The 12,991-nt window shown below is 60.5% G+C and carries 15 protein-coding genes; 1 reads left to right on the top strand and 14 read right to left on the bottom strand.

All coding sequences use genetic code 11. From position 1 onward, the window contains the following. Positions 1 to 30: 30 nt before the first annotated feature. Both ELS24_RS04625 and ELS24_RS04620 read right to left on the bottom strand, forming a co-directional pair. Positions 31 to 1,413, bottom strand: coding sequence for a heavy metal sensor histidine kinase (locus tag ELS24_RS04625; protein ID WP_127183510.1), 1,383 nt, complete (start codon positions 1,411 to 1,413; stop codon positions 31 to 33). After that, a complete protein-coding gene (locus ELS24_RS04620) occupies positions 1,410 to 2,084 on the bottom strand; it encodes a heavy metal response regulator transcription factor (protein WP_127183509.1) in 675 nt (224 codons plus the stop codon). The genes ELS24_RS04625 and ELS24_RS04620 overlap by 4 nt, the downstream gene beginning before the upstream one ends. Before the next feature lie 120 nt (positions 2,085 to 2,204). On the opposite strand from ELS24_RS04620, the gene ELS24_RS04615 reads away from it, so the two are divergent. After that, on the top strand, positions 2,205 to 2,558 hold the full coding sequence (locus ELS24_RS04615) for a DUF4148 domain-containing protein (RefSeq protein ID WP_127183508.1): 354 nt from the start codon (positions 2,205 to 2,207) through the stop codon (positions 2,556 to 2,558). Positions 2,559 to 5,158: 2,600 nt separating this feature from the next. Here the strand turns inward: ELS24_RS04615 and ELS24_RS04605 are convergent. From ELS24_RS04605 to ELS24_RS04555, 12 genes are all read right to left on the bottom strand, one after another. After that, complete coding sequence (locus ELS24_RS04605) at positions 5,159 to 5,449, bottom strand: HigA family addiction module antitoxin (RefSeq protein WP_198158204.1); 291 nt, start codon at positions 5,447 to 5,449, stop codon at positions 5,159 to 5,161. Positions 5,450 to 5,461: 12 nt separating this feature from the next. Beyond that, complete coding sequence (locus ELS24_RS04600; RefSeq protein ID WP_046804265.1) at positions 5,462 to 5,740, bottom strand: type II toxin-antitoxin system RelE/ParE family toxin; 279 nt, start codon at positions 5,738 to 5,740, stop codon at positions 5,462 to 5,464. 87 nt (positions 5,741 to 5,827) lie between these two features. Continuing rightward, the gene (locus ELS24_RS04595; protein ID WP_127183507.1) at positions 5,828 to 7,816 is read right to left on the bottom strand and encodes a ParB/RepB/Spo0J family partition protein; all 1,989 of its coding nucleotides are present in this window, start codon (positions 7,814 to 7,816) and stop codon (positions 5,828 to 5,830) included. A gap of 30 nt (positions 7,817 to 7,846) precedes the next feature. Continuing rightward, complete coding sequence (locus tag ELS24_RS30795) at positions 7,847 to 7,996, bottom strand: hypothetical protein (protein WP_164741215.1); 150 nt, start codon at positions 7,994 to 7,996, stop codon at positions 7,847 to 7,849. A gap of 72 nt (positions 7,997 to 8,068) precedes the next feature. Next, positions 8,069 to 8,491, bottom strand: a complete 423-nt coding sequence (locus ELS24_RS04590; RefSeq protein WP_127183506.1) for a hypothetical protein — start codon at positions 8,489 to 8,491, stop codon at positions 8,069 to 8,071. A 19-nt stretch (positions 8,492 to 8,510) separates the two neighbouring features. After that, positions 8,511 to 8,741 (bottom strand): hypothetical protein, encoded by a 231-nt coding sequence (locus ELS24_RS04585; protein ID WP_127183505.1) that lies wholly within the window; start codon positions 8,739 to 8,741, stop codon positions 8,511 to 8,513. A gap of 13 nt (positions 8,742 to 8,754) precedes the next feature. Beyond that, on the bottom strand, positions 8,755 to 9,186 hold the full coding sequence (locus tag ELS24_RS04580; RefSeq protein WP_127183504.1) for a hypothetical protein: 432 nt from the start codon (positions 9,184 to 9,186) through the stop codon (positions 8,755 to 8,757). 451 nt (positions 9,187 to 9,637) lie between these two features. Continuing rightward, the gene (locus tag ELS24_RS31670; protein WP_127183503.1) at positions 9,638 to 9,973 is read right to left on the bottom strand and encodes a ClpX C4-type zinc finger protein; all 336 of its coding nucleotides are present in this window, start codon (positions 9,971 to 9,973) and stop codon (positions 9,638 to 9,640) included. 466 nt (positions 9,974 to 10,439) lie between these two features. Next, on the bottom strand, positions 10,440 to 10,634 hold the full coding sequence (locus tag ELS24_RS04570; protein WP_127183502.1) for a DUF6900 domain-containing protein: 195 nt from the start codon (positions 10,632 to 10,634) through the stop codon (positions 10,440 to 10,442). Between the two features lie 3 nt (positions 10,635 to 10,637). Then, a complete protein-coding gene (locus ELS24_RS04565; protein ID WP_127183501.1) occupies positions 10,638 to 10,892 on the bottom strand; it encodes a hypothetical protein in 255 nt (84 codons plus the stop codon). Beyond that, positions 10,889 to 11,536 (bottom strand): DNA methyltransferase, encoded by a 648-nt coding sequence (locus ELS24_RS04560; protein ID WP_127183500.1) that lies wholly within the window; start codon positions 11,534 to 11,536, stop codon positions 10,889 to 10,891. Before ELS24_RS04560 ends, ELS24_RS04565 begins: the two co-directional genes overlap by 4 nt. 301 nt (positions 11,537 to 11,837) lie before the next feature. After that, positions 11,838 to 12,737, bottom strand: a complete 900-nt coding sequence (locus ELS24_RS04555; RefSeq protein WP_127183499.1) for an N-6 DNA methylase — start codon at positions 12,735 to 12,737, stop codon at positions 11,838 to 11,840. Positions 12,738 to 12,991 lie beyond the last annotated feature (254 nt).

Below are 12,991 nucleotides of genomic sequence, written 5' to 3'. Positions count from 1 at the left end.
GCCGCGCCCAACCCCAAGCTGTCAGAAAGATTACTTTTTTGTAATGTTAGCTGTATGGCCGATCGATATGCCCACTTCTGTGCCGCCTCGATTAGATACCGCAAACGCGGCACCACCATGCATACGTGCTATTGCATGAACGATCGCCAGACCTAGCCCATGTCCCTCTGCTCTCCCGCTGCGGGCAGTGTCAGCCCGAAAGAAGCGATCAAAGATTCGGGGCAACGCCTCTGGTTCGATGGGGGTGCCCATGTTGCGGACCTTGATGTCGCCTTCGCTGCCACTGCCGCTGCAGAAAATATCAATGTTGAGACCTCTTGGGCTCGCCTTTATGGCGTTGCTCAACAGGTTTGCCAAAGCCCGGCGCAACAAGCGCGGGTTTGCTCCAACCATCCCTCCACCGTGAATCGTGACCGACAGTCCGGCTTCTTCCAATGCCGCCTCGTAGTACTCGACGACGTGCGTTGCTACATCAAGCAGGTGGACTTGTTGCCGATCCTGAGCGAGCTCCCCGCCATCTGCGCGAGCGAGGAACAACATATCATTGACAAGGGCCGTCAGGCCCTGCAGTTCTTCCAAGTTTGAGGCCAGCAGATCCTTCAGCTCATCAACGGAGTGAGCCGAGGAAAGTGTGACCTCGGTACCATTGATTAGCGTCGCCAACGGAGTGCGCAGTTCATGCGCTACATCTGCGTTAAAGCCCTCCATCTGCTGATACGCCGCTTGCAAACGATCCAGTGTGTTATTGAACGTATGCGTGAATTCGCGTAGCTCCCGGTCGATCCCGTGCTCAGGAAGTCGTACCGCCAAGTTCTCAGGCTGGATACGGGAGGCCTGGACGGATAGCCGGCGTATCGGCACTAGCGAACGCCGAACCGCCCAGGCGGATAACACCACCGTGGCGCCGACCCACAGTGCACAGATGAGAATCAGTGCAGTTGCGAACGCATACAGGAACTGCATGCTTGGCCGAATATTCACCGCGACGATCAGGTTGGCGTCTTTGAGAACCGGACTGTCAATCCTCAAACTCAAACCTCGCATGTCCCATCCGTCCTGAGTCTTTAGCCACACTTCGTCCTTGCCCACTTGCCGCAGCGAGGGAGGCGCGTCGGCGCCGTAGAGAACCTTTCCATCACGGCTCAAGATCCACACCCTAAGATTGACATGGCCGACGAGGATATTGCCGAGAGTCTCTCGAAATTGCTCCATGTCCGGAGGCGTATCGAGCATATCGATTAGATGGTCTATTAGCTCCAACTTTCCCGCCACCTCAGTCATCTCCTGGCGCTGCACTTCCCGCTTAAGTGCCCAGAACAAGGTATAGCCGGCAATGGAGGAAACGACGAAAGCGATCACGCCCAGCAGTACCGTCAGGCGAATTTCAATCGACGGTATGCGCCAGCCTCTCACGATGCTCTAGCCTCAAGCACGTAGCCCATCCCGCGAACGGTATGAAGGAGTTTTCTTTCGAATGGGTCATCAATCTTCGCGCGGAGTCGGCGCACTGCCACTTCAATGACGTTTGTGTCGCCATCGAAATTCATATCCCACACCTGCTCCGCGAGCATTGTCCTGGACAGCACCTCACCCTGACGGCGCAACATCAACGCGAGCAAGGAAAATTCTTTCGCGGTCAATTCAAGTCTGACTCCCGCACGGTGAGCCTTGCGACGGGCTAGATCCAACTCTAAGTCGTCCAGTCGCAACAGCGTGGATTCTTGCCCTCGGCCGCGGCGCAGCAATGCCTGTATCCGAGCAAGGAGCTCAGAAAACGCGAATGGCTTTACAAGGTAGTCGTCCGCTCCACCCTCCAAACCTCGAACGCGGTCTTCCACCTTATCGCGCGCAGTCAACATGAGCACAGGCGTGTCCTTACTCCGGCGCAGGTCGCTCAAGATACCGAACCCGTCGATACCGGGAAGCATGACATCCAACACTATCAGGTCGTAGTTGTTCTCCAGTGCAGCATGCCTGCCGTCTGTCCCGTCCAGTGAAACGTCGACGACGTAGTTGTGCTCCCTCAATCCCTTCTGAAGATAGTGCGCAAGCTTGCGCTCATCTTCGATGACCAGAATACGCATAGTCCACCTCAATTCATTGCATAAATGTAATCAGCCAGTCCGAGTCATGTCAGGACAGCCCACGTAGAGTTCAGCCTGTAAGACAACCACGCCGTTCAACTCTGAACCCAAGGACTATTTATGAGCACTCGTAAATCAATCACTTCACTTATTGTGACTGCGGCAGCGCTCGGGCCGGCCATCGCCGGCGCATCCACTACCTTCGAAGTTACCAACGACGAAATCGGCGTCGCGACACATTATGCGCCCTCTGCTGTCACACGCGAGCAGGTCGCTCAAGACCTGGCAGCTTGGAAGAAGCGGCCATTTGCGGCCGATGGATGGACATTGACCGACGGCGAGGAAGGATGGACAGCCGCCTTCGGAAGAAGCAAGGCACCGGGTGACCGACCCAGCATTCTGTCGCGGACGTCCCATCCACACTGGCAAGCTGTGGACGGCGAAGCGGGTTGGGTCAATGCCCTCGGAACTTGAGGCACGACGCTTCCTCCATCGCACTCAGATTTGTGATCGCACCGTGGTCCATGTCCGCGGAGTTCTTCAGCGGCATACTCGAAGCGCGGCCGAAGCCCGGATCAACCGTAGGCCGTGCACTGGAGGTCGGTCGCTGGGCGATGGAAAGCTCGTTTCGCCCTCCAGCGGACGTCTATTCACTATCAAAAAACTCTTGAATCGTTTCACATTTGCCCTTCTCGTCTCTGTGCCATCAGTCGGCATAGCGTCCACTGCGTACGCACAGTCGAAGACAAGAGAACAGGTCCTGCAAGAGTTGCAACAGTCTCGGGCAGCCGTGCTAATTACGTATTGCAAGCAGGCATATGCGCCCGTCTGTTCGCACACGAGTTCGAAGACGCGCCCCAGGGCGGTACGGAATTGCGCGCGGCGAAAGCTGCTGGGCTTGTGAGCGACGCGGACAGGCCTATCCGAACGGCGCTTCTCGAGACGATGTCCCAATCCAGACCTCGCGGGGAAATTCGCGCTGAACTCGATGCGGCTAACGCCGCCGGCCAGATCTCTTTCGGTGAACTGGACTATCCGGAAACTAACGGCTAACTATCTGGAGCTTGGCTCGCACAGCGTGCGGAGCACGGCGTGGGTGCGTTTGTTGGCTATAGCCGGTTCGGTCCCAACAGGGGCCGAACTCTTGGCAAGCCTCCGCGACTTGCTACGGAGATGGACCGAGGACGAGCTCCAGACTTGCGCCCATCGCACTGTGGCAGCATCTTCAACATCGGCTCATCTCATATCCATGCGCAGCTCGTTGATCAGAAACCGGTATAAGTTCGAAGTTGCTTCGGCTTTGTGCTCTTCAACAATCGCCTAGGTCGTACTCGACCGCCGGGAAGGTCACCGCACAGCCGCCGCCAGATCGTGAGCGACCATTTTTGGTGGGGCGAGCACAGCTTCGTTCCTAATGCCTAGTCGATGAGAAATGCTCACGCGCAGCGGCGCGATTGGGCCAACCATCAAAGAATATCGCGAGAGGTTTCATTTGCTTCGCTCCCCTCGCCGATCGGGCTACGGGGTCGCGATTGTTGGCAGGAGGAGTGCTCGGCAACCGATTCGCGCGTTGGTGGGCATGAGATTAGCTGCGCAAGATCCAGAGATGAGACAAATGGCAAAGGAGACCCTCACGGCGCAGAAAAGCGAAATCGCAAAATTTGACGCCTGGTTCGCTGCACACAAAGGGGCGCCGAGTAGCCTTGGTGCACAGCTTCGATATAACGTCGACAGTTTCAACTCCGTATCGAAAGCGGCCGCAGCTCAGCTGTCGCCGGGACGAGCGCGCTGTCAGAGGTCGTAGTGTCTTCTGTACGGACCACGGCCAACGCCGGGCGGCGTCGACCGCCGGGTGCGAGGCTAGCGAGGCGGCCCGCGTAGATGCACCTAACATCAGTCGCCGTTGCCCCCTGCAGCCATCGCGCAGAATTTGCCGCCGGCGGTTCGCCCGGCGCCGGCGCAGTCACGATCGCGCGTTCTGAGGAGCCGTGCGAGGGGTTTCATAGTCAGTTCGATAAACCGAATATCAATCTCGACGAACTTGGATAGCCCGTTCTGCCCGTTATAACGTGGCGCAGGCCGTGCGCGGCGCAGGCTATGGATTAGTGAATATCAGCTCGAACAATGAAAGCGGGGTTGGTTCCGGCGTCCGCTTGTTGACGCGCCGTGGGGGCACGATCGGTTCCCGCATGCACGCCCGTCAGTCGCAGTGCTGAAAGGCGCCGCCATCGAGAGCCGACGGCAGCAATGGGTCGGGCGCGGTCTTTCGCCAAGGACGGCTCCCGGCCATATGCGGACATCGAAACCGTTGCTTTCGTTGGAGCAGTGAACGTGCGCGTCTGCCCGCCGCTGCTTGAGCAATCAGATGTTGATGACACGAGCCAACCGGCCACCCCAGTCCTCGTCCGGATTGGTTGTGCCGTCGCCAAGGCGCTCCTGCTCACGGCAACGGCAAGGTCTCGGCGCTTGGGAATTTGTCGATTGGGTAGTCGGTGTCGTTGCGGATTCTGTCGGGGCGTGGCTAAGCCCACTGATCGTCCGGCCGCCGCAAAAGAATGGACGATGACGCGCTTGTGTCGCGCTTGTGTCGCGGATATGTCACGGTAATGTGGCGGTTGTGTCGCGGTTGTGTCGCGGTTGTGTCGCGGTTGTGTCGCGGCTATGTCGCGGCTATGTCGCGGTTGTGTCACCGGGCTCCTGCCGTGCGCGTCCGAAACCTATCTTGTATACGAGGGCACGGCCTCACCAGCTCGAAGGCACGCGGCTTTCGCCGCCCTCCGCGTTTTCGTTGTCAGACAAAAGAAAACAACTCCACTCAGGAGAAACCCAAAAAAATCAAAGAGATGAACCCACCCGGAGGGTGCGTCCTGTGTGGTGGCTTTAAGGGACCCGCCGCCGCCCTGGCGGCGGGGGCCTTAAAGCCACCTGTGAGCGTCCGGGGGACGCTCACGAAGTCCGCAGGACGGCCCCGCCGGCGCAGCCGGTGGGAAAGGCCGCCCCATACCAAACCCGTTGGTACATCCAAAGCAAAAGGCCGCCCTAGGGCGGCCTTTTGCTTTGGCGGATGGTTTAGGTCAGTGCGCTGCTGCCGTTGAGGCCAAGGGCCGAACAGGCGGCTGCTCATGCTGTAGCGCTTGCCACAAATCATAGTTGGCCTGCATTGCGACCCAAGCCTGGGCAGTACTGGCCCCAGCATGCTCCAGCCGGACAGCCAGATCCGGGCTGATACCAGCCTTGCCATTGAGCACCCGGGAAAGTGCCACCCGCGACATGGCCAGCCGGTCAGCAGCCTCGGTCACAGATAGCCCCAAGGGGGCAATTACATCTTCCCGGAGAATTTCACCCGGATGCGGAGGGTTGTGCATCATGATTGGCTCCTAGTGGTAGTCCTGATAATCGACCAGTTCAGCACCGGCCTCGGTAAAGCGAAATGTCACGCGCCAGTTGCCGTTGACCCAGACTGACCAATGCTCGGCCAGACCGCCCTTGAGCGAATGCAACTTATAGCCCGGGATATTCATATCCTGCGGTCCCTTCGCCACATCGAGCAGGGCCAGGATGCGGCCCAGCTTGTTGGCGTGTGCCGCCTGAATTCCTCGGGTTGAACCGGTGCGGTAGAAGGTCTCAAGACCTTTGTGGCGAAATCCGATGATCATGCGATATTGTATCCCGTAACGATACACGATGCAATGGGGCGGCGCGCAAAATTGGCGTGCTGCCCCCTTCCCTTTCCTAACGGTGGCTTACTCTCCCGCTGCCGCCTCCTGCGAAATCGGCTCCGGGTTCGACAGCAATGGCTTCCCGCGCATCAGTTCCGGCACCCATCCCTTCCCATCGAGCAACTGCTCGGCAGCGGTCGCCGCCTGGGCCTTCTTCATCGCCAACAGCGGCTTGGCCTGCTCCGCACCGACCGCGTCAGTAACGACAGCCGCGATTCGGTCCTTGGACACATGGGCGAGGTACGACTGCGCGGTCGGCTTCCACCACTTGCTCATGTCCAGCCCAACCACTTCTCCCAGGCGGTCCAGGTGCCGGGGCTCCGCGCCATAGGAATGGCTTTGGCGGCGGTAAATTGAAATGCTGGTGAGCACGGCAAGCAATTCGATGAGGTCCGCCTGCGGCTGCGCCAGCAGCCAGGGAAGCACCGCCGCGTCGTCTTCCGGTACGTTCTTGGTGACGGCTTCAATCTGCTCCTGAACCCGCGCCCAGGCTGGGCAGCCCTTGATGTCCGCGTCCGTGTTCGCAAGCTCATGATGCGCTGGCCGCAATGCGAGGTCGAATGAGTCACCGGCGCTGCTGGACCGGCTCCCGTCGAAGTCGCCCAGCATCTGCTCAATGAGCAGGCAAAGCGCCAAGTTCGGGCGGGCCATAATTTCGGCCTGGAGCGCAATGACGCGTTGCGCCTGGAGCCGGTTGGTCAGCGCCTCAGAATGCACGGGCCGGGTCTTGACCGGAGGCAGGTCCACACCCGCCGTCGTGTCGCCCTCCCCAGCTTTGCCCCGCATGATGTGCGCCACGGCCTCGCGTTCGTCCTGGCGGATCAGGCCACGGGTGACGGTAAGCTCGCCGTCATAGGTCAGGTGCACGATGGCACCGCCCACTGCCTTCAACTCAGCCGGGTAGTTGTAAAGCTCGTCGCGAATGGCGCGGATCTCGCCTTGGTAGCCGCGAATCAATGCCCGAACCTTATCGAGGTCGGATTCGTCGTAGCCTTCAACGGCGCGCAAGCCATCCAGCTTTTCCTGTGCGGTGGACACCTTTTTCTCCAGCGCTTCAATCTGCTTGGCCTGGGCTTTGCTCGGGTCGAGGTGGGCGCGTTGGATTTCCCCGAATTGCTTCTTGTCGTCGTATGCGAAAGACACCCGGCATTCCACCCACAGCCAGCCTTCGGTCGATACCGCCTTGAAGAGCTTGGACCGTTGCATCTTCGCCAGGGCCATCGTTCGCGCCATATCCGGATCAGCCAGATAGGTGTCGTTCTCGAACAAGTCGCGGCGCACTTCTCCACCCGCCTTCTCATACGCAGCAACTGTCACGTAGCGGGCAGCGGCCGAGTCGCCCAGCATTTCCGTTTCCGCCAGGAGGTTGCGGATATGAACGTCGCGGTGCCAGTGTTCCGACTGCGCCGCCTTCCATGCCGCTTCCTGTCGGGCGTGGTCCGAAACGGACGCCAACGCCTGCATATCGGCAACTTCAATCTTGCCATCGCGGAATAGCTGCATGAGCTTGGGCGAAACGGCGCCGAGAGCCAGCAGTTTTTTTACGGCGGATTCCGTTGCGCCGTGCGCGGCCGCGATGGCTTCGATGGTCCAGTTTTTCTCCGCGCGCATACGGGCATACGATTCATACACGTCTGCCGGGTGCATAGCCTTGCGGGCGATGTTTTCGATCAGGCTGGCGTGGTGGGCGTATTCGGCCGGAATCACGAGGCACGAAACGCTGTAGTCTGCCGGGAACACGGCGTCTTCGATCAACAGCCCCAGCGCTGCCCAGCGCCGACCGCCCGCGCAGACTTCGTAGAAGCCATCGGCGCACGCAACGACCACGAGGTTTTGCAACAGCCCGCCCATGGCCTTAATCGTGGCCTTCAGTTCCGAAAGTTCAGGATCTTTCTTCGGATCCAGCGGACGACGAGCTTGATAGCTTTCGCTCAGGCGCAGTTGGGAATGCGGGATCTCCGTGCGGGTGCTTGCGGCGTGAATGGCGGCGAGTTCTTTGGAGTCGATCTTCATGGTGTGTGCTCTTGCTTCGATTTATCGGAATTAGTGCAGCTGTGCAGTGACCGGCGCGTCCTGCATCGCGGCGATGAGGGTGGCAAGGTCGCGCACCGTCATCGCCGGAAGGCGGTAGGAAAGGCCCAGCACGTGGGCGCGGCGCATGTCGTTCGCCAATCTGATAAAGTCGTGGTTCATCACGGTTCTCCTTCGAAGGGTGGGTCGAGGTGCAAGCCCCTGTCGGTTGCCGCCGATCAGGGGCTTTTTCGTTTAATAGCCAAGCCATTCCAGCAGCACGTGGCCGCGATACAGCGGGTGATTGCCGCAGTCGGCAAAGAACTCTTGAGCGTTCAATTGATGCCTACCGATTTCTTCCATGACCTGGATGCGCGTCACCACGGCTTCGTCCGCAGATTCCCTATCGCGCAGGCCCCGGGCCGAAACCGGCCCGAGATCGAATAGGTCCGCGAGCAGTTCAATCATGTCGGCCCTGTGGCCTTGCCATGCGACCAACTCGTTTTCGATGGCGACGGCCAAGACCGGCGCGGTGTCATAGCCTTTTGCCGCGAGCGCTTGAGCGAAGTCGGCAGCGCTGCGTTCGGTGAAGTCGATGCCGCGCGCGGCAAGATCATCCTTGGAAAGCTCGCACTGGACGCAAGCCAGGTGGGTGTACAGAACGACGTCGCAAGACATGGCGGATTTCCTCGTTTGACTAGACTTCGGTTGAGCCGACCCAGGACGTGCCCAGGAACGCATCGCAGCCGATCACGGCCGATTCAGGTTGCACAGCGCAAAGCCCCTCATGTGTCCAGCCGTGTGCCGGTGCCTGCTGGACGTGCAGGGGCGATCCATCCAGGCCGCGCAGGAGCAAAGGCTGGTGGCGCAGTGCGGCCAGAATGTCCGGCTCGCCTTCCATCTGGTCCGTTACGTACTTGATTAGCATCTGGGTTCCCCTCTCAGCCGTGATGCGGGCAAGGATTGCCGGAGCCGTCGTTGCAACCCGAACATGCGGCCATGGCTACGGACTCTTCTGCTTCATTCCAGCCGTCCACCCATGCGCTTGCCAGTTCGGCAACATCGGCCAGCAACGGCGGTACGTCGTCGGCGTCACGGCCACGGGTGAAGTCTTCCCGGCCTTGAACGTGAGCGAGGATTTGCGCGTGATCAAGCTCCATGAAACGGCTGTCTTCATCGAACATCCCTGCTGCTTTGGTGCGAGCGACGCGGGCGTCCAGGCCGCGAAGGAACACCACTGCGGGCTTCGGCGTTGCGATTGTCTGAACAGTGTTTGCCATGGTTATTTCCTTTACATTCAAGAGCGTTTTTGCAGCGCTGACCGATCCTGAAGAAGTCGTCCGAGCGTAGGTTTGTTGGATTTGGTTGGTCATGGTCTTTCCCTCCGCGTTATTTGCATCCGTTCCTGTGAGGCCTGTCCGTGCCGTCCGTGGCCACGTAGTGACGACTGGAAAGGGCCGGAGCAGAGGCCGCATGCGGAGCGCAGCCGAAGGCGAGCACCGAACGGGGGAGCACCGGACCCTTGGAGAGAGGAACGCAGTGGTACGGTCGGCGTTTTAGGACAGGGCTCGCGGGAATGGATGCTTTGCGAGAGACAGGGCGGCGACACCAAAGCCAGGCGCGCGCCGAACGCCCCTACCCGCGCGCAGCGCGGGTCAACCTGGCCGCAAGGCGGCCTGCGTGAGCCGACCGTAGGGAGGGTAGGACTGAAGCCCCGCAAGGGGGTGAGACTGGCCCTTTGGCCAGGCTCAACGCGAAGCGCGATGGCCCGACCCGTAGGCGCAGCCGCAGGGGCACGCCCAATGGGGAGTCGTGATCAAAAAATCAGTGCTGGGATTGGGAACCCGGCGGCATCGAGACATTCAGCAAATCCAGGGCCTTATTTGCCCTATCTCGTGCGTCGTCGATGATTTGATTCTGCCGAACGATGTACTCGTACAGGGCTTTGGGGCTGTTTTCGGCCTCGACCAAGCCTTGGTCGTTGATGATTTCGGTACACAAATCTACGCACTCATTGCAGATTGCAAGCGCACTCGCGCCAGGGGCGTTTTCCCGTGCGATCAGTTTGTGCACTTCGTTCTGAGACTTATCGCAAAACGAGCAATGCAGCGCGGCCGGCTGCTTTTTGCGCCGTGGGCTTTTTTTCTTGTTTTCGTCCATTTGGCGCAGGGGCCGCGTCAACGCGTCGCGAGGTCAGAGAGGTGCGAAATCTAGCATATGGCACACCGATCCGAACGGGTGTTTATCCCTAGTGCCCTACCCATCTTGCGGTGGCATTCTTAGGCAAATCGCGCGCGGATTTTTTGGACGAGGAGAACCACTTTGGACGGTACCCTGGTTATCAACGGAGTCCGGGCGTCGTATCGGACCATTCAATCGCCGAATGGAAACGGGGTCATAGCTGAAGTGCAGTATGCCCCGAGCGGACCGTGGGAGAGCGTCGGCGGCGCGCGCGCGGTATTCGCGGATGACGCCTTGGCTCGCCGAGCAATCCAAAGTCATGTCGCCGCGGATTGGTCCAAAAGACTGAACACTACCCGGCGACTGTGAGCGCGCCTCCCTGGACAGCCTTGGACGTCTGATAGTCCAAGTGAGATAGCCAGGCCGCCAGGCCTGGCTATGCCGTTCAGCCGTTTCGGTGATGGTCCACCATGCCGGCCAAGTACGCCGCCTGCAACGCCCTCCAAAGAGCACATGCTGGTATTTCGTGATAGTCCTTGGAGCTGATCCACTGAAGTTCCGTACATTCCATGTCCAGAATCTCCAGGACGATGTTTTCGATGGCCAGTTTCGCAGTGCTGGATAGTTGGGGCATTGCCATGCTTCACTCCTTGTCCAGCTGGGCCAGCACTTGGCTGGCCAGCTCGTTCAGATCGATTGTCGACTGGGCGATGGCGCGCAATTCTTCCAGCGGCAAGGCTTCGAGGAATCGCCCCATGCGTTGTTCAATTTCCTGCTCCGCCAGCACCGGCCAGGCGCCATATGCGGCGATCGCGGACAAACCGCCCCGATTGTTGCGGCCGTAGCCGTGCAGGTATGCGGTTAACCCATTCTTCAGTTCGTTTTCATCCCGGCTCATGCTGCGATCCTTTCCTGGTTGGCCAGCGCAAGGCGCTGCACTGCGGCGCCGTGATACTTGGGGTCCATTTCGATCCCGTAGAAGCGCCGTCCGGTTTGGCGGGCGGCCACGCACGTGGAACCGGAGCCGGCGAACGGGTCTAGAACAATGTCGCGCGGGCGGCTAAAGGTTTCGATCAGCGGCGTCAGGCATTCGACCGGCTTCTGAGTCGGATGGCGGCGATTCCCGGTGTACTTCCAGGGCAGCACATCGGGCAGTGGTGTCGCCGGCAGCGCCGGCTGGCCCTTGGCCAGCAAGTAGGCGGACTCGTGCTGGTACGCCAAGAATCGCGCATTCGACTGGTATTGCTTGGCAAACACGATGTGGCCGACCACACGAAAGCCTGCCGCGCGCCACGCGGCGAAGAATCGATCTACGCGATTCCAGCCGTAGAACGAAATGCAAAACGCGTCATCACGAAGCACGCGGAACATCTGCGCAAACGCCGGCGTCATCCATTCATCGGTTCGGTCGTTGGCAATACTCCGGCCGGAGCGGTCCACGTAGTTGACGAGGTACGGCGGATCGGTCAACACCAGGTCAACACAGCGATCCGGCAAGGTGGGAAGAACGGACAGGCAATCGCCCAGGACAACACGGCTCATGGTTGGCTCCTTTGCGTGCAGCAATGTCAGCCGATCTGCATTGCACTGCACGGGGCAGGCGGGCGCAGCCCACGAAAGCGCGGTCAAGGGACGTGGAATAAATAGCGAACGCAGTGAGCGGTTTATGCCGCGAAAGCCCTTGAAGAAGGGGCCGCGGCTACAAAGCCGCGCGCAGCGGCCCTAGCGTCCGTGCGGGAGTGGGATGCGACTGTATGCTCCGTGCAGTGCTTGTGGCTCTACATGGTCCGCAGTTGGCGCGTGGCTGGCGCGCCAGGCCCCGAGAGGGGCCATCGCAACCTCGCTAGAAGAGCGACATCTGGCCGGCGGCAGCAGCTTGGCGGATCGCCTTCGGAATGGCCTGCGGCGGCGCATCGATCTCGGCCGATGGACTGTCGGCCGCCACCTGGTCGACGTGGATCTCTTCCGGGGCCGCCGGCGCCTGCGGTAGCGCCCGAGCGCCCTCCTCCGCTTCGCGACGGCGAAGCCGCGCGCCCCAACCGCCCAGGACGTGCGCGGGCGTAAACCACTGCTCCCGGCACTCGCCCGTGAGGCCGTTGCCATGTATCACCACGGCCGGCACGTGCAAGAGCGCCAGTTGGATGAACGTCATATGCACGCAGCGCTGATCGATGTCGATCGCAGTCGCGTGCATGCACTGCTGATAGTTCAGCTGCGCATCGTGCATCGCGTGCGCCGCCGCGATCAACATGCCGCCGGCGCCGCAGGCTGGCTCCAGTACGCGCACGACCCCCCGCACGCTCGTCCTGTCGACCAAATCCTGGCCATTGCCCATCATCATGTTGCCCATCAGGCGCGACACCTCATAGGGCGTGAAGAATTGGCCGGCGCCGGCGTTGCCCATGTCCAGCATCATGAACGTGCTGCCCAGCACGTCGCCAAAGTCTGCTGCCTGAACCCGGACCTCGTAAGCCATGACCAAGTGCGAGAACGCTTGCACCAGCAGGGCCAGCTCGGCCCGCTCGTACTGAGCGATTACCTGCAAGTAGCGCTGCTCCCGCGCCTCGCGCCGCATGAAGTCGGCGCGGGCCAATGCGATCGCGCAGATCTCCACCCAATCGCTCCAAACGCGGTCGATCCCACGCGTACGCGCGACCTGCCGAATGAGGCTGACGATTTCCTTCTGATGGGCGTCGGCGCCGTTCAGGAAACGGCATTGTTGTGCATTTGAGGTTTTGGCCATGTGGTCTCTCCGGTTGCCAGGGCGGGAATGCCCGGAACTTGAGAGGCACGGCGCAGCGCAGCGCTTGTGTCGAAGACGGCCAGCGGCCGCAAGTGGCGCCGGCGCAGCCGGCGCCGCGCCGCACTTGAACGCGAGAACGCCGTGGCACACTGACCCGGAATGCAGACCCGCCACCCCGTATGGCTTGCAACGGTGCAACTTCAAAGCGCAGCCGTTGCCCTGCAGCGTCGCTTAGCAGGGGCTGAGCCACGATG

This window comes from Achromobacter spanius (assembly GCF_003994415.1).
GTDB classification, from domain to species: domain Bacteria; phylum Pseudomonadota; class Gammaproteobacteria; order Burkholderiales; family Burkholderiaceae_B; genus Achromobacter; species Achromobacter spanius_C.
Note: the sequence above shows the minus strand (reverse complement) of the source record. Positions and strands in the feature narration are given on the sequence as shown.

What these genes read in the sequence shown, in the direction of transcription:
- ELS24_RS04555 (WP_127183499.1), bottom strand. Translation starts at nt 12,737, where the DNA reads ATGGCCAAAACCTCAAATGCACAACAATGCCGTTTCCTGAACGGCGCC.
- ELS24_RS04615 (WP_127183508.1), top strand. Translation starts at nt 2,205, where the DNA reads ATGAGCACTCGTAAATCAATCACTTCACTTATTGTGACTGCGGCAGCG.
- ELS24_RS31670 (WP_127183503.1), bottom strand. Translation starts at nt 9,973, where the DNA reads ATGGACGAAAACAAGAAAAAAAGCCCACGGCGCAAAAAGCAGCCGGCC.
- ELS24_RS04585 (WP_127183505.1), bottom strand. Translation starts at nt 8,741, where the DNA reads ATGCTAATCAAGTACGTAACGGACCAGATGGAAGGCGAGCCGGACATT.
- ELS24_RS04565 (WP_127183501.1), bottom strand. Translation starts at nt 10,892, where the DNA reads ATGAGCCGGGATGAAAACGAACTGAAGAATGGGTTAACCGCATACCTG.
- ELS24_RS04620 (WP_127183509.1), bottom strand. Translation starts at nt 2,084, where the DNA reads ATGCGTATTCTGGTCATCGAAGATGAGCGCAAGCTTGCGCACTATCTT.
- ELS24_RS30795 (WP_164741215.1), bottom strand. Translation starts at nt 7,996, where the DNA reads ATGAACCACGACTTTATCAGATTGGCGAACGACATGCGCCGCGCCCAC.
- ELS24_RS04590 (WP_127183506.1), bottom strand. Translation starts at nt 8,491, where the DNA reads ATGTCTTGCGACGTCGTTCTGTACACCCACCTGGCTTGCGTCCAGTGC.
- ELS24_RS04600 (WP_046804265.1), bottom strand. Translation starts at nt 5,740, where the DNA reads ATGATCATCGGATTTCGCCACAAAGGTCTTGAGACCTTCTACCGCACC.
- ELS24_RS04570 (WP_127183502.1), bottom strand. Translation starts at nt 10,634, where the DNA reads ATGGCAATGCCCCAACTATCCAGCACTGCGAAACTGGCCATCGAAAAC.
- ELS24_RS04580 (WP_127183504.1), bottom strand. Translation starts at nt 9,186, where the DNA reads ATGACCAACCAAATCCAACAAACCTACGCTCGGACGACTTCTTCAGGA.
- ELS24_RS04595 (WP_127183507.1), bottom strand. Translation starts at nt 7,816, where the DNA reads ATGAAGATCGACTCCAAAGAACTCGCCGCCATTCACGCCGCAAGCACC.
- ELS24_RS04605 (WP_198158204.1), bottom strand. Translation starts at nt 5,449, where the DNA reads ATGCACAACCCTCCGCATCCGGGTGAAATTCTCCGGGAAGATGTAATT.
- ELS24_RS04560 (WP_127183500.1), bottom strand. Translation starts at nt 11,536, where the DNA reads ATGAGCCGTGTTGTCCTGGGCGATTGCCTGTCCGTTCTTCCCACCTTG.